Here is an 18,946-nt window from a genome sequence, read left to right as displayed (position 1 = left end):
CGGAGGGTTGTATGCAATTTGACGATATTCGCAACATCGACGACACGTTCGCCACGCTCGCACGCCAAGCGCACCCTTCCGCGATGTACATCGCGTGGACCGTCGAAGAGGACGGGGAGTACGACAAGGATGCAGGATGGCTCAATTACAACTGCTACACCATCGAGTTCGTCGCGAATGCCGACAAGGCCCCGTTGACCCCTGAAGACGACGAAGCGTTCGAAGCGTTGCAAGACGAGTACGCCTCACACCTGAGAGAAGACGAGGAAACCGTCGTGCTCTCCAGCTATGAGTTCATCGTCGAGCGGGAAGTGGCATGGACCGCGCTTGAGGACGTAATACGCGAAGGCTCGCTTCCCGAGTTGCTCGACGAGCTCGAGTCCGACGAAGAAAAACTCCTGGAGGTGCTGTCCTTGGCAGCGCACATGTGCAACCAAGGCACTCGTCGCGCTGAACCCCGAGGTGGTTTCGACGCCGTACGACTCCTCATCGCCGAGCATGAACTCTCGGACGCCGAAACGCTTGAGAAAACGGTGGAGACCAACGCCCCTGAAGTCAAGGCCGCCATCATCAACCACCCGAACGCACCGCAAAGCCTCGTCGATCAACTTCTTGCAACGGCCGACGACGCTCTGCGCGGCGCGTTGCTGAACCGAGAAGACACGCCGCTCGATCGTATCGCGCTTCTCGCGCACGTGCCGCTCGATACGTCCGAGTCCTCGTCGCCTGACGCGTGGACGGCGTTCAGCGCCGCGCTATACCAGGACACGTGGCGGCACATGCAGTCGAGCGACCGTGGCCTCGTGAGCGCGCTGGATCTTCTCGTATTCATCCTCGTCGAGCACGCGGCGCGTGACGAAGAACTCGACGCGGCCGGATGGTTGCAGCGAGAACTCGAAACGCAAGCGAACATGTCGTGGCGCGTGCCGAACTTGTACGCGCAAGACGTGGACGAAGCCGACCGCTTGGACTTCGCCTTGAGCGTGTACGGGGGCGTGCTTCTCTTAAAAGCCCACCTCGCGACGTGCGCACCCCTTCAAAAGACGGTCGAAACGTTGTACGACGCGATGCGGCGTGGCGTACCTGCGCAGCGCACCTTCCCTGTGAACGGGGATCGCTTGGAGGACGCGTCGATGCCGATCGTGTTCGCTCGGCTGCTCGATCATCTCGAAGAGATCGGCCATCCTGAGGATGCCGTGGCGTAGCTGGTCGCGGTGGGAACGTGCGCCCTTCAGCGCGTTCCCACCGCCTTGAAGACTGCGTCGACGGGGTCGGTGTAGAAGGTCGTTTGGAATTTCGCGAAGAGTTCGGGCGGGACGGTCGCGATGGCGACGGCGCTCGCCATGGGCAGCAGCACCCGCTTCGCGCCCGCGTCGAACGCGACTTGCAAGCTCGCCGCGAGGTCTTGCACGGGCGTCACCGTCCCGCCGAGCGTCATGTCCCCGAGGATTGCGAGGCCCGACTGCACGGGGCGGCCGAGCGCGCCCGAGCAGAGCGCCACGAACGCCGCGAGGCTGATTTGCACGGGGTCGCCGACGCCTTGCGCGTCCGTGAGGTGCAGCAGGAAGCGTTGCCCGTCCGGGCGGAGGCTGCCGGACACGCGGTTCGAGTTCGCCTTGAAGTAATTGAACGCGACGTTCAGCGGATCGCGCACGCTACTGTGCGCGGCGGCGCCCATGCGCACGAGGTCGCCGCTGCCGTCCGTGACTTGCAACTCCACTTTGAACACCCCGAGCAGTCCGCCCGCGCCCGGGCTGATGCTGAACGCGTGCCCGGCAGGCAGCGGCTCGTCTTCGATGAGGCCGCCACCGCCACTTTCCGGGAGGGACACGAAGTGCTCTTCTTCCGTGGCGCGGTCACGGAAGGAGAAGTGCACGTCGTAGAATTCCATGCCGCCGAGGCGTTTGAGTTGCTCTTTCACGCGGCGCCGCACGCGCAGCGCGTACACGAGCACGTCGTGCACGTCCTTCTTCTCGAAGCGCCCGTCCGGATGCAGCAGTTTCAACAAGCCCGACACGGTTTTGCGAACGGCTTGCGTGTCGCGTTGATTGAGGTCCCCGCCGAGCTGGAAGTACCGTTCGATGGCGTCGCTGAAGTTGCGTTTGCGGAGTTCGTGCACCCACTCGGCGAGGTAATCGACGATGAAGCCGTACGCGCGCGTGAAGTGATGCGGCCGGAACTTTGGGATTTCCCAACCGGGAATGTACGCGTGAAAGCGATCGAAGAACGCCGTGTCGATCATCGCGTCCGGAAAGGGCGAGAGGAGGTGGCTGGTGCGCAGCAGGCTTTCGACGCTTTGGTTGACGTTCCCGACGAAGACCATGGAGGCCGTGCCGGTGATTTCGACTTTGCCGCGCGCGAACGACCCGGACGCCATGTAGTCCTTCATGATTTGAATGGCGTCCTTGTCTTTGAAGTTGATGCCTGCCACTTCGTCGAACGCCACGACGTCCCAGAGGCCGACGAGGCCCACTTGGCGGGCGCTGAGGTTGTAGAAGAGGTTCGCGACGGTCGTTTGCCCGCCGGAGATGAGGATGGTGTTCGGGCTGATCTCCTTGTACAGGTGCGACTTGCCGGTGGAGCGCGGGCCGAGCTCGCAGCAGTTGTAATTATTCTCGATGAGGGGCACCATGCGCGCCAGCAAGTGCCACTTCGCGTCCGGCGTGAACGTCGTCGGCTCGAGGCCGCTGGAACGCAGCAGCACGTCCACCCACTCGTCCCGCGAGAACGCCGCGCGGCCTTCGAAGAGCTCTTGAAGGTCGAGGTTCGGCATTTGAATGGGCTTCAGGCTCGTCAGCACGAAGGGACTGGCGCGGTGCGACGCGTCGTACGCGAGGCCGAGGATGCACCAGATGCCGCCGACGAGGAGCTTCTCGTATTGCTTGACGATTTCCGCGTCGACTTCCACGCCTTTCACGCCGAGGCTCATGAGGGTCGCTTCGTAGCGATCGTGCTTCTCGTTGAGGTGCACGGTGACGCGGTCGATGATGGTGTAGCGGCCCGTCTCGCGTACTTTCGATTTGATCTTCTCAGCTTCGTCGGGCCGCACGTAGTTCTCCGCGAGGATCTTCTTGACGCGCGTGACGCCTTCTTCGATGGCGAGGTCGTCGTTCGTGGCGCAGTACATGCCGAGCAGGTACTCCAGCACGTACACGGGCACGTTCGCGCCTTCTTTGATGCGGCCCGTGAGGTCTTTACGCACGACCTTTCCGGGGAAGGCGGCGTTGAGTTTCGCGTCGAGGTCGAGCGTGGGGTCCATCAGAAGTCTCCGAAGTCGTTCGAAATCGCGAGGCGCACCGTCCACGCTTCGCGCAGCACGTCCGCGCCGTCCTCCACGTCCCGCACGATCAACTGGTACGCGCTGGAGGAATCGAGGTTCGCGCGGGCGATGGTGAGGCGCACGGGCACTTCGCGTTCCACCGCGTGGGGACTGCCGCTCGACAACGCCACCGTGCGTTCGTCCGTGATGGCCGCGCCGCTCGCGTCGTACAGCGCGACGGTGACGGTGCGGGGTCGCACGCGGTCCGAGACGGCGTCGGTTTGCACGAGGCGCACCGTGAAGGTGTTCGTGGTGACGCGGCGTTGCGTCGCCGCGACGATCACGCCGACCTTGCGGCTGGGGCCGTCGTCGCCTTTCACGGCCCGCACGTGCTTGTACACCAAGGCGGGCACCGTCAACTCCTGCAAGCTCGCGCCGCCGTGCACGTACTGCGCGCCGCCGCCTTGCACCGCGAAGCGCAGCGCGCCCCTCGGGAAGAGGCCGACGAGGTCGTCGGGCGCGTCGAGCGCTTGGTACGTCGCGAGAGGCACGCGAATCGTGCCGGCCACCTCGGCGAGACCCCGGCCGAGCACGAAGCGGCGGTCCGTCACGAGGACACCCGCGTCTTTCGGCAGCGGCAACTTCTCGGCGCTTTCGAGCGCGAGGCGTTGGTAGAGAAAGCCGTGGTCGGCGGTGAGGATGACGTGCGTGGCGTTAAGGGTGTTCGCGAGGCGTTTCACGGCCCGCGTGAGTTCCTCGACGGCGTTCGCGCACGCTTCAAGCACGCGCGCTTCACTCGGCGCGTGATCCCCGAGCGCGTCGATGACGTTGTGGTACAGGTACACGAGCCGCAGCGGCTGCAGCAGGGCGCGGCCTTCTTCGGTGCGCATGCCCACGAGGTCCGCGAGGCGCATGGCCCGCGCGGGAATTCCCGTCGCGGCGAGGGCGTCCGAACGCTTCTCGAGGGTCGACAGCGAAACGCCGCCGCGTTTGATGACGTCCGGGGCGGTCCACGCGAGTCCTTCGCCGGGCAGCAAGGCGGGCATGCCCCACGCGGTCTTGCTGGGCAGCACGCCCAGCAGCGGCGTGAGGTCCGGTTCGCCGCGCAACTCCACCTTGAGGCGCTCGCGGAGCTCCTCGGCGACTTCGTACCGCAGCGCGTCCGACACGATCACGAAGACTTTCTCGCCGCGCTCCAAGATCGGTTTGACGAACACGTCGAAAAAGCGTTCTTGCCGCTGCCGACGGTGCACGACCCCCTCGACGTTCGCGGCGAGCGCGTCCGACCACGCTTCGCCGACCTTATCGAGGACGGTGTTCACGTACACGCGCTCCACGTGCTCGATCAGGTCGTGCAGCACGTCGCGTTGCGCGTCACTGCTCGCGTGCGCGGCCGTCATGAACGCCCGGTAGAGGCGATCGAAGCGGTGCAAGCTGCGCGCGTACGCTTCGAAAAGCGCGCCCGCGTCGCGCGGCAAACTCGTGAGGGTCGATTCGCGCTCCAAGAACTCCGCGGCCGCCGCGACGGCCGCGTACGCTTCCCAGTACGCGGGGAAGGTGAACGTGCCGCGCCGCCGTTCGATGAGCGCCGCGACGTCGTCCGCGCGACGCCGTGAGAAGCGCGCGTCGTCCGTGAGGCGCGCGAGCAGCAACTCGTCGAACGCCTCGAAGGTCTCGACGTTCACGAACGCGCTCGGATCGGCCTTCTCGAAGACACTTTTCACGTCGAGGTCCCCCTCGACGTCCGCGCGGAGGTCCGCGAAGCGCGGCGCGTCCTCGGCGTGCTTCAGCCACGCGTCGACGAACACGAACGCCGCGTGCGGCGGTTCGATCAGCAGCGGCGCGTTCCACGGGCTGCTGCCGCCCGGCCACGCGCCGTCGAAGGTGCGGCGCAGGTGCGTGAGGGCCAGCGCGAGGAAGAGGCGGCGCAGCGTCGGCTCGACCGCACCATCGACGGGGAAGTTGAGGGTCGCGCGCGTCACGCTCCAGAACTCCTGGGGCGTCACGTACTTCACGACTTCGTTCCACACGGCGTTCGACGGTTCGTCGAGGCCGCCCATCAGGACGCGCCGCACGACGAGGGCCGCGTCGGCGACCTTCAAACCGACGAGCACGGACAGCATCGCGATCAGCACGTCGAACGCGCTCGCGCTTTTCGTCACGCCGAGCGCCCGGAAGGCCTCCTCGCGTTTCTTGCTCGCGAAGAACCGCAACTTCCCGCGCAGAAAGCTTTCGAGGGAACGGTCGAGGAAGCCGAAGTCGGCGTGCAGCATCGCCGCGCGGTCCGCGCTGAACACCCGCCCGGCCGCCTGCACGTCGTACAACCAATTCTCGTGTGGGGCGGGCTCCGCGAACGGCGCGTACAGCAAAAACGGCGCGTCCGGCTCGTCGATGAGCAAGCGGCGTTTGACGGTGAACGGCGTGTCCGCGAGGCGCACGCGCTGCACGCCCGGCAAGGCGAGGGTGTCGAACGTCTCCTCGAACTCGCCTGCGGCGTCGTACCAGAAGACGACGCGGCGTCCTTCGTGCGGCCAATGCCGATCGGCGTCGAAGAGTTCCTTGAGGCTCGATTGAATGCGGTCCGTGCTCACGTCAAAGGCACCATAGCGCGCGCGACCATCAATTCGCCTGCATCGCCGCGCGAAACTGCCGCACGGCGTACTGCAACGCGCTCAACGACTGCGACAGCACCGCTTTGAAGTCGTCCGCGTTCGGCAAGAACAACTCCACGCTCGCACTCACGTCGTTGCCGCCCGCCGGGTAGACTTTCGCGACTTTCACGTCCTTCGTGACGTGCATCGCCGTGGCGAGCACGCGCGGTCCGTCTTCGTCCGGGTCGTGCTCGAAGAAGAACGGGTACAGCAAGTGAAAGAACCGCGGGTCGGGATCGCGCGTGAACAGCACGTAATGCCCGCCTTCGAACTTGAAGCTGACGTCGCCGTCCTGGTCGAGTTGCGGGCGGAAGCCTTCCTCGGAAAGGAAGTCGAGGTACGCGGCGGCTTTCGGCGATACGGTCGGTTCGGTCACAGGAGGCACCTCCAGGTGAGGAGAAGAAGGCGGAACGTCCATAGCGACGTCGCCCAGCGGCAGGTCCATGTGGGAAGGACGCACGGGGGAGGGGAGGGAGGCGGGCGTGTCGCTCGCCCGTCGTGGAACGCGCACCAGGAAGTGCAAGAAGGCGTTCGTGACGTCGAACGCCAAGTCCGTCCACGCGGTGTTCGGACCGAACGCGAGGCGCACGGCGTCGTCCGCGAACGGCAGCGTCACGTCATCCGTGGACACCACGGTGAGCGAACCGTCCGCGCGGAGCGGCACGTTCTCGTCGTGGAACGCCACGCGCACGCGCGCGTCCAACGGGAACGCCGCGCGTGGCGGCTCGCTCGCCCACGCGCGACCGAGGTCGGAGTTCGGCACGACCACGACGTGCTCGGCCGCCGCGTTCGCGAAGCCGAACGTCGCGCGCAACCCTTCGACGAGCCGCGTGCGGTAGAGGCCGATGCCTTGCACGCCCGCTTCCAACTCCAGCAGCGACAAGTCCTTGCGCAGGGTGTGACTGGGCACGTCGATGAGCGCCGCCACGTCCGTCGAGGAGAGGATCGGCAGGGTCGCTTCGTTCAAGGCGTCCAGCAAGCGCCGCATGCGCCACGCGGTCGGTTCGGGCACGCCGCGCGTCATGACCCGCGTGACTTGCGTGAGGCGCACCGCGTCCGCCAACGTCACGCTGCCCCGCGCGTCCGAGCGTTCGACGCCGAGGGCGAACACCGGAAGGAACGCGGGAAGCGTGTCCCAGGCGTCCTGGCCGACGAGGTGCGCTTCTGCATCTTCCGCGTTCGACCACGCCACGAACACGCTCGGCACGAAGCGGCGTAAGAGCGTCTCGAAGGCGCCGAGGCCGTCGCTTGACACGCGCACCGGCCCGTCCGGCAGCAGCCCGCGCGACAGCGTGTCGCGCAGCGTGTCGAGGTCGTACCCCGATCCTTTCGTGCCGCCCACCTTCCACGCGGCGCACGCTTGCCGTACGACGCTCGGATCGGTCACGCCGAGCTCGCCTGCGATCTCAGACGACGTCGCCCGCGCGCCGGGCGGACGCGAGGCGAGCCAGCGCAAGACCCGCACCGCGAAGTCGATCATCGGGAACGGCTCGCTCGAAAAGGTGTCGCGTTCCGTCACGCCTCACGCGCTCCGTTTCGTCTAGAAGCCCACACGGCGCGCACGACCTGCTCGCACTCGAGGATGTGCCGATCGCACGTCACCACGAACGTGCCGTACCCCACCGCGCCGTTCACGACCGGAAGGTACTTCGCGGCGTGCTTCGTCGCGGTCGTCACGCCGGAACGCCTTTGGACCACGTCGATCAACTCTTTCGTGAGGTACTTGCCGACCGCCGAGTCCACGAGACGAGCGATGGCCGTTTGAACGGCGAGACGCTGGCTCTCCTCCAACGCCTCGATTTGCTGAGGCGTCAAGCCGAACATGCCATTCACGTGGTCGAGGCTCATCGTCATGTCGCTCAGGTCCCAATCGACGGCCACAAACGTCGGGGGCAATGCGCTTGCGAGCAGTGCCTTTGTGGGCAGTGCGCGTGTCGCTCCGGAGATCAACGCTCTTTGACGGACGAAGCGTTTCGCCTTTCGCACGCACGCTTGAAGTTCTTGTTCGTTGTTCGGGATGGATGCCATGGCGTCCTTCGAATGTTGGAGAGAAGCGGCCCCGTTCGCGGGGCCGCAGGAAGTCAATCGGTGCTGACGAGGGGCTTGGCTTGCTGCGCGAGCAGGTCGAGCTTCCACTGCGCTTTCTTCTCAAGGTCGGCCATTTTGAGGTCCGCGCCTTCGTACACGAGTCCTTTGAAGCGCGTGTAGTTGTACGCCACGCCGTCGTCGAGGTCGAGTTCGATGCGGCGGTCGGCGACGTCTTGCACTTTCGCTTGGTACGCGCGGATCTCCTCGAGGTCCCCGCGGAGGTCCTTCACGCGCGTCTCGGCCTTCTTGCGGTTCGCGCCCGTCGCACGTTCGAGGTCGTCGACGGCGCGCGTCAATTCCGCTTCGAGCTTCACTTGCAACTCCAGCAGGTAATCCGTGCGCAGGCGTGCGAGCGTGTCGGGCGTGTAACGGTGCAGGTACATGAACGCGCCGAACGCGCGACGTTTCCCGCTCGTGAACAGCCAGTAGATCGGTCGCTTCTTGTACGTCTGTACGTGGTCTGACACGAACTCCGACACGAAGTACCGCCGAATGCGGTCCCGGGCATTCTCGTTGCCTTTGAGGCCCAGCGACTCGGCGATCCAGCGAAGGTTCTCCTCGAGCTTCTCGGGGCCGTAGGCGATACGTAGGAAGTCCGTAAAGCGTGCGGCGAGGTCGTCTTCGAAGAAGGGCGCACTCGTGATTGGCAGGATGCCGTCTTTGTCCGCAGGGAAGGTCGTGTGCTTGCTCGGGTTGAACGGTTGCCCGGCGTGGACGAGGCCAGGCATGTCGAGGCTATAACGGCCCATCATGCAGCCCACGGCGTACGAGATGAGCGATTTCGCGTCACGCTCACGATGGGCGTGGCGGATGGTGATCTGCTCGTCGGGCACGTCGGGCGTGAGTTCGTCTTGCAAGCCGTAGGCGTCGATCCAGTAGCGGTTGTTTTCTTCTTCGAGGCGTTTGAGTTCCTGGAAGGCGTCCTCAGATTGCTGCTGCCAAGCGGCGAAGGCGTCGAACAGAAATGAGGTGTTATGACGCAGAAGAGGATGGGTTTGGAAGTCCCACGAGTTCTCGAAGTTGTCCCAATCATGTTTAGAAATTTCAATTGCGGAACTCACTTCAGTATCCCGGCCAGCATCCGTAAGGTATGGCAGCGACTGCAATGCTCCTTCCGTATAATGAAGATCGGGGGCGGTAACTTTAAAAACTTCTTGGGCAACTTTGGAGTTCACGTACCCAAGAATTCGAAAGATGTCCGCGCCTATTGGGAAGTACATTGAGCCCGTCGACTCAAATGTGAAACCTTCTGGCGTATAGCGTGCTGAAAAAGGCCCGGACGAGATAGAAGACCAGGTGAAGCCCATTTTAAAGAATAAATGCGTGTTTTGTGGTCTACTCTTAAGTCTACCTTCATGATCCTTGAAATTGCGTATCTCACGACCGCTGTTCTTCCAATTTAATACATACTCGTTATTGCCGTACCATCGCCTAAAGGGTCCTCCTTTGGTGCAGTAATACCACGTGCTTTGTATGTCTACATTGTTTACCTCGTACCAATATCTCAAGAAGCGAGTATTGTCTCCAGTCTTAATTCCTTGCCTAGCAGATCCATAATCCTTTAGCCTGCTAATACTCATGGATTCGATCATCTTTGCTGATAGCCAATATGCAAACACATATCCATCAATATGCGTGAATTCTTGTAGTGTTTTTCTATACCTATGTTCACGTGATAGAAAAATCTGCCTCTTGTCCTCCGAACTCGTGCCGCCCGTTAAATCTATAAAGAGACTTGTAGATTTCTGTTGAGATGGTGTTACGCAAAATGCGACGTTTTGCACTACCTCACCTGATATTTCAGGGAAGGTCCGAGTTCCTAAGTGCAAAAGATTGCTGATGTAGATGGATCCGATCAAATCCTTTCTCAAAGACTTAAATGTTGATAAATAAATCCAGGCGCTTTGATTGATCATAGACATAACCCCGTTATGGATGGTCATGCTTATACATCTCAGCATCATTGCTGCGTAGAGGTCGGGCAGTGCATTCCTGTAATGAGACTCAATAAAAGTGTACAGTAGGGGGTGAAATCTGTCGCTTCCCATGTATGGCGGATTTGCTACCACCGCATCATACTTCTGCTGCAACAATTCCGCTTGCTTCAACAGGTCATTCAAGTTCTCAAGCAAACCTTCTTCCAGCAACGCCCCACTTTGCTCCAACGCTTTCAACTGCCCCCTCAACGTCTCAGGGTAGAATTCGGGTGGCATGATGAGACTACCGAGGTGGTCAGCGTCTCGGAAGGCGGTGACGAGCGCTTCCCACGCTTTCTTGTCGAAGCCGGATACGGGCACAGTGGGTAAATTGAGACCCCGCGTGCTCTTGACTTGGGCGACATTGAGGTTCGGCGGGCGGCGCAAAACGCGGCGGTTCAGGCCCGCAGCTTTCATGGTGACGGCAAACGATGCAAGTTGCGCGGCGCGCTCGTCAATGTCGACGCCGTGGAGGTTGTGCGTGAGGATGAGCTCGGGAATCTCACGGTCGCTGTACCCTCGCTCGCGGTAGATGTGCGCGAGGAGGTCGAAGGCGTACACGAGGATGTGCCCGCTGCCACACGCGGGGTCCATGACCTTGAGGTCTTCGGGCCGAAGGTCGGGGTTCGCGGGGGGCGGCTCGTTTTCGCTTTCGAGGTAATATGGCATGTACTCGCGCAGTGTGCTGTCCGGGTGCGCTTCGAGCCACACGCGTCCGAGGGAGTTCTCCACCATGTACCGCACGATCCAGTGTGGCGTGAACAGTTGCGTCGCGGCGGGAATGTCCTCGACGGCGTACTTGCCCTTCTGACCCATCACCTCGTCTTTGCGGTCGCTGATGTAGAACTGGTACAACCACCCGACAATCTCGATGTCCTGCCAGTCTTCCTCGGGGATGTCTGTGATCATGCGGCGTAGAACGCCGTCGCTGTGCAACAGGTTCGCGGGCGTGAACAGTTCGAGGTACAGCTTGCCTTCGAACAAGAAGGGCAGGGCGGTCCTCAGGGCGCGGGACTGCGCGACGAGCAACTTGCGGTACACGAACTCACGCTCTTGCCCGGCGGGCGCGCTTCCCCGCCACGCTTCGAGGTTGACGAGGGTGACGCCTTCCAGGTCCCCGGAACTTGCGAGGAGATCAGCGTTCACGAGTAGGTCAGGTTCGACGCCGCCTGCGCTCGAACTCAAGACGCGCTCGCTGAGGTCGTTGAGTTCCATGTAGCGCAGGGCGGCAATGCGGTTGAACCACGTGTACGCGATTTCGTCCACGACGTGCGCGTAGCTCGTGCGCGCTAGGTGCGCGAGGAGGTCGTGGTACTGCCCGACTTCGTGCGTCTCCAGCGTAAGGATGCGGTCGCCGATGATGAGACCACCTTCGATGCGCCGGGCCGACATGACCCCCTTCTCGGTGATGCCGAATTGACTTAAGCGAGCTTTGGCCCCGTCGCGCAGAGCGACACGGGCCCACGTGGCGAACTTCTTGATGGCACTTCGATTCACGAATTACTCCAGTCGGATGTGATCGCCACTATTGATGGCAGTGAGCAGTTCGGCGCGAAGGGCAGCGAGGTACGCTTCGACGTCTTCGGCGGTCTCCAGCAAGGGCTTCTTGGCGAGATGAGCGACGCGAACCTTGCGGATCGTCTTCGGCTTGATGTCAGACTCGACTTCGTCGCGCTTCGTGTCCTTTGGCCCTGCTTGCTCTTGCAGCCAAGTGTTGTAGGCGTCGATCAGAGCACCTTCGACGCCACGGGCGCGCTCGGCGATCCAACCTTGCCGAGCGAGGACCGCGTCGATGGACGTCGCCTTCTCGATCTCACTCTTCAGGGCGAGGAGCGGCTTCGTGATGGGCGCGCGGCGGTCCTGCGGAAGGTCGCGTGCGATCTCGGTGAGGTGCGTCGTCTCCGCTTGCCACGCGCTCAAGGCGGCCTTCTTGCGCTCGGCGAGCAGCTCGGCGACATGCTCGAGGACCGGGGCGAGGATCTTCGAGTTCTGATACAGCGCTTGCGACGGGTTCTTTTCTTGCAGGATGGCGCGCGCCCGGTCGACGTTCGCGAGCAGGGCAGCGTCCGTGACGTGCGGTAGGTCTCCGCTGAGCTTGTCGAGGTCGCGCACGAACGCGTCGAACGTCGCGATGTTGCGCTCGAAGAACTTACCCGCGTCTTCCAAGGTGGCCATGGCGTCTTCAAGGTCGTCCTTCAACTTGGCGGTTTTCGCGACGAACTCGGCGGGCGAACGCGCGTCCACGAGGCCTTGCAAGGACACTACGGCGGTCGTCATGGCGTCCTTGAACGGGTACGGGCCGGTCGCGGCGCGCTCCAGGTACTTCTTCAGCGTCGCCGTGTGCTTCGCGGCGGCTTCGAGGACTTTGTCGCGCAGCGGCGCGGCTTCGATGGGCACGACCGCCGAGTCGAGCAGGTCCTTGGCGACGTCGCGGGCGACGCGCAGCTGGGCGGGATCGACGACTTCGGCGAGGCGCAGCGTGTACTCGTCTTGCTTGCGGACCGCGCTGAGGTTCGCCGCGAGGTTCTTGTCGGCGAGATTCGCGGGCGCGTTCGCGTGGCGCAGTTCGACCTCGCCACGCGCGAGCGTTTCGGCGAGGACGCCGAGCACGTCGAGGTCTGTCCAACCGAACGGGCGGCGCGTGAAACGGTCCACGAGGTTGCGGACGGTGACTTTGCGGTGCGCGAGGCCTTCGTTTCTGAGGAAGGTGCGTAGCTCCGAGTGCGCGAGGTGATTCGGGGTGTCCTGGTCGAGCGTCTGCGAATCGTCGAGGCGTGTCAACGCGCTTTGCACTTGCGCGAGGGAGTCGAAGGGACTCTTGACGTACCCGAGTTTGTTGAAGGCGTTCTCGACGAGTTTGCGCAAGCCCGCGTTCACGACTTCGCGAGGGTCGCTGGCTTTCACCTCGACGCGCGCGGCGTTCGCGAACAACGCCGACCCGGCGATGAGGCCGCGCAGGAGATCGAGCACGCGTTTCTCCCGCTCGCGGTTTTCTTCACGGCGATCGTCGATGATGCGCCGCAGCGTCGGCGAGAGGGTGGAGGTGTTCTTGCGCAGCACGTACTTCGTCGTCTGCACCAGCGCCCGCAACTCCCGCCCGAGCGTGTCGTCGTTCGGGAGGCGCACGAGGAGTTCCGTGCCGCCGCCCGTGAACAGCATCGCCGCGCCGTCATCGCTGAGTTCCGCGTAACGGTCGGCGTCCGGCGTGAGGACGTGCACGCCGAGCTCCCCGCTTTGAAGGCCGTACATGCGGTCGTCGAGCTTGCGGTACACCCCGTACTGGTGACGCGCGTCGAGCCGCACGCGCTTCTCGGCGTACACTTCCTCGAACACGAGTTTTTGCAGTTCGTCCGTGAGCTCGCCCGGTTCCACGTCCACCGTTTTGATTTCCCGGCCGACATCTTGCTCTTCGTTCGTGAGGAAGCTGTACTCGTCGCCGCTGCGCGCTACGAGCGTCTGCTTCTCCAGGCGCGCGAGGCTGCCTTCGACGCGGCGGCGCAGCTCCAAGCGGTTCTGGTCGACGTGCGTGAGGCTGAGCGTCGTGAGGTTCTCGAGGTTCGTGCGCAGTTCCTTGACGTACTTCACGAGGAACAGCGTCTGTAGGAGGTCCACGTCGTGCGCTTCGAGCGCGGCGTTCCCACGCGCTTGCCCGATGACGGTCTTGACGTCGTTGTCGAGGAAGCCCGCGACGGCGCCGTAAAAGGCGTGGAAGGGTACGAGCGCGCCGAGTTCGTGCTTCGCGACGCTCATCGCGGCGAGTTGAAACGCGTCGAGCATGCTGCGCTCACCGCTCGCGAGGTGCTTGCCGCTCGATCCCATCGAGCGAATCGCCGTGAAGGACCGTTGCAGCAGGGTGAACTGGTACGGCACGAACGGGTACGCCGCGACGAAACTCGCTTCGCTGCGGTAGCCGGGCATGTCCGCCGCGTCCTCCGTGAAGCGGATGAGGTTGCGCAAGGCGACGTCCTTGTCGGCGTACAAGGCGGCGAGATCCGCTTTGAGGTCGTCGCGTTTGTCGAGCAGGCGCAGCTTGATGACTTCGTCGGTGTTCGTGCTCGACAAGTTCACGCGCGCCCTCGGCGTGAACCGCCCTTGAATTTTCGAGAAGTCCTGGGCGCGCATGCGGTCTTGCTTCGTGATCTGGTCGATCGCTTCTTGGGACGTGACGAACACCCACGCGCGCCCCGCGCAGATCGTGCCGAGGTCCTCCGCGACCGTCTGAAGATTCAGCATCAGGTCGCTGTTCTCGCCGATGTACTGCCCGACTTCATCGATCATGAACACCACGCGCTGCGAGGACCCTTTCGCGTCGATGTACGCGTTCACGCGCCGCGCGAAGTCTTGCACGCTGAGGGTCGTCGCGCCGTCGATGGTCGAGTCGACGAGGCGCCGCGCGGACTCCTCGCTGAGGCGGCACACGCTGACGATGGCGCCGATCGCTTCGTCACGGTAGAAGTCGAACGCTTCACGGCCGCTGTGCCACGACGTGAGCGTCGCTTCTTCGAACGCGGTTTTGAACGCGGCGAGTTCACCGCGCGCGTCGAGTTGCCGCTCGAGGTTCGCGATGCCCGGCACGCTCCCGAGGTACCCGAGGTGATTGTCGAACACCTTCTGGAAGACCCGCACGATCGCTTCCTTGTCCGCTTTGGAGTTCGCGTCCGCGACCGAGTCGATGTTGAAGAGGATCACGTCGGTGGTCGGTCCGGCGGCCGCGACGCGCGCCACCGCCGAGTGCACCATCGGGTCGGCGAACTTGCCCGTGAAGTACTCGACGGCGGGTCGGTCGGCGACGACGCGGTTCGCGAGCAGGTACGACACGATCTTCAGGAAGTGCGATTTGCCCGACCCGAAGAAGCCGGAGATCCAAATGCCGATCTTGTCCGTGGGATTGCGGAAGGACGCGGCGTAATGGTTGAAGAGCGTGTCGAAGTGCCCGGCGAGCTCGCTGGTGACAATGTACTCTTCGAGTTCTTGTTGCACGTGCGCGTCGTCGAGTTGCCCGACTTTGATGACGCCGTTGATGTCCCGGTGGATGTCTTTCTTGAACAGCTCGCCGATGGTGGTGCCGATGATCGTCATGCGTACCTCGTCAAGCGCTTCTCGTCGTGCGCGGCACGAGTTGAAACGCGCGGTAGTAGTTGTCGTCGTCGAAGGTGGAGAAGAGCTTGAGGCTTTCCCCGTCGTACCGCCCGGGGTAGAACGTCACGAGCGGCACGTGGTCGAGCAGCGCGTGCAAGTTGTTCAGCAGGGCGTGCGAGCGCGCGAGCGGCCACGCCGCGCCAACGCCCGTGAGGAACACCAGGCGGTGCTGCGGCGTGACTTTCTCGGCGATGAGGCGCGCGAGCTTGTCCGGCGCGAGTGTCGCGTGGAGTGCTTTGGCGAGCGCGGCGCTGCCTTTTTGCGCTTCGAGGTCCAGGGCGCGCTGCGTGAGGCCGCGCGCGTCGATCGCTTCGAGGCACACGCGGTAGAGGTCGACGTGCAGCACCTCGTACTCCAGGCGCTCCAGGAGGCGCTGCACGTGCGCGGTGACGGTCGGTTCGAACTGCGGGTCGTAATCGAAGATGTAAAACGCGATTTCGTTGCCGAGACCTTGCGCTTTGAGAATCGCGGGGTCGCTGAGGGCCGTTTTGAGGCGGTCGAGTCGTTCGGGGAGGGTCAGTTCACGCATGAGGATCGAGTAGCAGGGGAAGCAGGGGAGAGAGGTTCGCGCCTCGTAACGCCGCTTGGAGGGGTTTCGGGACGCGGGAAGTCAGAAGGCGGTACGTGCGGCGATCTTCGATTTCGAGGAGGCCTGCCGCGAGGAGCAGTTCGACGAGGCGCGTGCGCACCCGCTTGAGGGTCGCGTCACTCCACGCGCCGACCGTGGGTTCTTGCACTTGCTTGCGCGCGAGGAAGGCGCCGAGGTCGCCGCGCGTGAGGGTCGGTTGCGCGGACGGCGCGCGTTCGAGGGCGACGTCCGCGATGAACTCACGCAGCAAGCGGTGCTCGCGCAGCACGAGCGCGAAGTTCGCGAGGCGCCGCGAAGTCGAATCGCCGTCCACCAGCAGTTCGAGCACGTCGCGCGGCACGCCCTGCAGGCGCGTGAGGAGCGCCCGCGCGAGGGTGCGGCGACTCGCGGGAGAGCGCACCCCGAAGAGGTCGCGTTCCACCGCTTCGCGCAGCACGTCGTCCTCGCCAAGGCCCGCGAGGAGCAGGCGCGCGACTTCCGTGGTTTCCGCGAGGCGGAAGCCCAGGTTCGTGCCCGCCTGGTAAAGCTCGTTCAACGCGGCCATCACAACCCCTTCATTCTAGGTCGGGCGCTTCGAACACGCGCGGCAAATGCCGCGTGGACGCACCCCGCGCGCGTCATCGCTCCTCCCACGGCGTGCGCAGCGCCGCGCCGCGCGCAGCCGCCGCGCGTTCGAGGCGCGTGCGCACGTCCGGATGCACGTCGCTCGGCGTAAAAAGCGGCCACGGGTACGCGTCGAGCAGCGTCAACGCCGCCGACCACGACGCGGCCGTGCGAACGCTTCCGCTCGGCAAGTCCTCGTCGGGCAGCAAATCGAGCAGGATCGCTTCGTTCGTCGTCACGACGAACCGTTCGGTCGCGTCGCGCGCGAGGATGATCTCACCGCCGTCCGCGAGGAACCGCACGAGCACGTGCGGCGCGGACGGCGCTTCGAACGGCAGGGCGAACGCGCGGTACGTGTCGCCGCGTCGATCATGCGGCGGCAGCAACTCGCCGAGCGCGCCGTCCTCGTGCGCGCGCAGCAACGCTGCGAGCGCCGCGAGCGCAAGGGCGCTCGCGTTTCGCACGGTCTCCTCGGCGGGCGGCGCGTCACGCCAACTGGGCGCGGACTGCACACGGAACACTTCCGCGAGGCTCGCCCCCATCAAAGACGCGGCGAGGCGCGCCGTGCTCGCGTCGAACGCGGCGCGGGCGGGAGAGCGCAGCAACGCCAAGCGCGGCACGTCGACGTACCGTTCGAGTTGACCGTGTAACGCGGCGGGATCCTCGAAGGTGTCGAGCCAGAGGCCGCCTTCGAGGAGCGCCACGAACCACCCACCGCCCCGCCGTGCGCGCTGCAACAAGCGCGGGTGAGGCAGCATGCGCACGTCGACCGCTCCTTCACCGCTCGAGAAGCGCAAGCGATCGGCGCGCCGTTCATCCCACCACCCCTCTGTCATGGCGGCGCGCACGGCGCGGTGCGACGGTTGCGCTTGAAAGTGCCAGTGCGAGGCGGCGAGCGGCACGTACGCGCCGCGTTCCGTCGCTTGCCAGTGCGGCGCGCGGCGCAGCGTGCACTGCGCGGAGCCGAGCGTGCGGCGCCGCACGTCCGTGATGCCCGCGCCGCCTCGTGACGGCGAGGCGCGCAACGCGACGCGCGCGTCTTGCAGCGCCTGGGTGAGTTCGCCCGCGCTCAGGACGGGCCGTTCGGAACCCACCGTTCGCGCGGCCTGCCGGAACGCGTCGTTCACGTCGGGTCGGTCGCCGTGCGGCCACGGCGCGCTCGAATCACACCCGGCGGTGGGCGCGTCGAGCCAATGCGAGAAGGATGCGCGTCGCTCCCAGCGAACGCCGTGCAAGGCGCGCACGTCCGAAACGCGGACTTCGTGCACGCCGCGGAAGGGATTGTCCGCGCTCCACATCGCTGAGTACGGGAATTGCCATTCGTGTCGCGCCGCGAAGCGCCCGTCGAAAGACACCAGGAAGCCCCACGGGACGTCCACGTCCCACTGCCGCACCTCGGTGGTGTTCCACCCGGCGAGGTGCGCGAGTAACGGCGACGACAGCAACCACGCGCCGTCCTGCGTCGAGCCGTCCGGCCACGCGTACTCGGGGTGCACGACGTTGCACGTCCACGCGCCGGCCGCCCACGCGCGCCACACGCGCCGCAACGCGCTCGCCACGACCGCCGGGTCTTCATCCAAGCTCGGCACGAGCGGCGCGCGGGAAAACGGCGCGCCCTGCCACGCGTCACGCACGACGCGTTCGAAGTGCGCGTCGCACGGCCACGCGCGCGACCAGCCTGGCCAGTCATGCCCGAGTCGCAACGCGGGCAGCAAGTGCGCGGGCGCTTCCAAGCCGCGCGCGCCGAGGATCGCGCCGACGACGCACGCGACCGTGTCGCTGTCCTCGCCGCGCAGCACCACCGACGCCACGCAGTCCATCCACGACTCGCCGTTTGCGCGCGCGACGGCCGCGCGCAGCGTGTCCAACACGAACCCCGACTGGGAGGGCGCTTCGCCGCGCAGCCCACCGCGCACCGCGCTTTCGACGGACGCGAAGGCGTCCGGGACGAGCGCCGCGTACCCTTGCGCGTCGTGCTCGTCGAGCAGATCTCGCAGCGCCATCGGTACGTCCACGGTGCGCGCGCACGAAAGCGCCCACTCAGCGGCCGCGGCGTACGGCACACGCGCTTCGAGCGCTTCGAGGAACGCCACGAGGAACACGCTGGCGAGCACGCACCGCGGATCGGCGTGCGTGAGGGCCGTGACGCGCGCCGCTTCGTGCAACAGCGACTCGCCGCGCATGCCCGCGATGAACACCGCCGCGACGCGCATCAACCCGCCGTTGCCTGCCGACGTGCGCCCGGACGCTTCCCACGCACGCACCCCACCGTTGACGCGACCGACGCGCAACGCTGCGCGGGTGAGCGTCCCAACGTCCGGCGGGTCGCTTCCTGCCCAGGTGCGCAGCGCGTTCAGCACGCCCGTGAGACCGCGGCCGCTCGCGTACCCGAGTAGCGTCGCGACCGTCATCTGCGTGTCGTCCGTTGCTTCACCGGGCGCGAATCCGAATGGGGACCCTTCGTGGTATCCCGTGACGCGCGGCAAGCGCGCCGCGATGTCCTCCGGGCGTTGAAATTCCGTGGCGGCGCCGAGCGCGTCCGCGACCGCGAGGGAACGCAGCACGACGAGCGATGACGGGGGAGGCGTGCCGACGTCGAGGAAAGGCGTGAGCAGCGGGTCGGTCATGCCGCAAGTATGCC

The 18,946-nt window shown here is 64.8% G+C and carries 10 protein-coding genes; 1 reads left to right on the top strand and 9 read right to left on the bottom strand.

Translation table 11 applies throughout. The features are described from left to right. Window positions 1–11 precede the first annotated feature (11 nt). Window positions 12–1,205, top strand: a complete 1,194-nt coding sequence (locus DES52_RS15785; RefSeq protein ID WP_110887797.1) for a hypothetical protein — start codon at window positions 12–14, stop codon at window positions 1,203–1,205. Between the two features lie 26 nt (window positions 1,206–1,231). Here DES52_RS15785 and brxL read toward each other — a convergent pair whose 3' ends face one another. The 9 genes from brxL to DES52_RS15740 all read right to left on the bottom strand — a co-directional run bounded on the left by brxL (window position 1,232) and on the right by DES52_RS15740 (window position 18,932). Continuing rightward, window positions 1,232–3,259 (bottom strand): protease Lon-related BREX system protein BrxL, encoded by a 2,028-nt coding sequence (brxL, locus tag DES52_RS15780; protein ID WP_110887796.1) that lies wholly within the window; start codon window positions 3,257–3,259, stop codon window positions 1,232–1,234. Then, window positions 3,259–5,850 carry a BREX-1 system phosphatase PglZ type A gene (pglZ, locus tag DES52_RS15775; RefSeq protein WP_170131093.1) on the bottom strand — a complete coding sequence of 864 codons (2,592 nt, stop codon included), beginning with the start codon at window positions 5,848–5,850 and terminating at the stop codon, window positions 3,259–3,261. Before pglZ ends, brxL begins: the two co-directional genes overlap by 1 nt. 28 nt (window positions 5,851–5,878) lie before the next feature. Further along, window positions 5,879–7,429 carry a winged-helix domain-containing protein gene (locus tag DES52_RS15770; RefSeq protein WP_110887794.1) on the bottom strand — a complete coding sequence of 517 codons (1,551 nt, stop codon included), beginning with the start codon at window positions 7,427–7,429 and terminating at the stop codon, window positions 5,879–5,881. Next, window positions 7,426–7,764: a hypothetical protein gene (locus DES52_RS15765; RefSeq protein WP_146237324.1), complete on the bottom strand. Its 339-nt coding sequence runs from the start codon at window positions 7,762–7,764 to the stop codon at window positions 7,426–7,428. The genes DES52_RS15770 and DES52_RS15765 overlap by 4 nt, the downstream gene beginning before the upstream one ends. 227 nt (window positions 7,765–7,991) lie before the next feature. Next, window positions 7,992–11,471: a BREX-1 system adenine-specific DNA-methyltransferase PglX gene (gene pglX, locus DES52_RS15760; RefSeq protein ID WP_110887792.1), complete on the bottom strand. Its 3,480-nt coding sequence runs from the start codon at window positions 11,469–11,471 to the stop codon at window positions 7,992–7,994. Between the two features lie 3 nt (window positions 11,472–11,474). Further along, window positions 11,475–15,053 carry a BREX system P-loop protein BrxC gene (brxC, locus tag DES52_RS15755; RefSeq protein ID WP_110887791.1) on the bottom strand — a complete coding sequence of 1,193 codons (3,579 nt, stop codon included), beginning with the start codon at window positions 15,051–15,053 and terminating at the stop codon, window positions 11,475–11,477. 10 nt (window positions 15,054–15,063) lie between these two features. After that, window positions 15,064–15,642 (bottom strand): DUF1788 domain-containing protein, encoded by a 579-nt coding sequence (locus DES52_RS15750; protein ID WP_110887790.1) that lies wholly within the window; start codon window positions 15,640–15,642, stop codon window positions 15,064–15,066. Then, complete coding sequence (locus DES52_RS15745; protein ID WP_110887789.1) at window positions 15,635–16,246, bottom strand: BrxA family protein; 612 nt, start codon at window positions 16,244–16,246, stop codon at window positions 15,635–15,637. The genes DES52_RS15750 and DES52_RS15745 overlap by 8 nt, the downstream gene beginning before the upstream one ends. A 73-nt stretch (window positions 16,247–16,319) precedes the next feature. Beyond that, entirely contained in the window at window positions 16,320–18,932 is a 2,613-nt protein-coding gene (locus DES52_RS15740; RefSeq protein WP_110887788.1) for an ADP-ribosylglycohydrolase family protein, read from the bottom strand. Window positions 18,933–18,946 lie beyond the last annotated feature (14 nt).

The organism is Deinococcus yavapaiensis KR-236, from assembly GCF_003217515.1.
Classification (GTDB): Bacteria; Deinococcota; Deinococci; order Deinococcales; family Deinococcaceae; genus Deinococcus_A; species Deinococcus_A yavapaiensis.
This window is presented reverse-complemented; position numbering and strand designations above follow the sequence as displayed.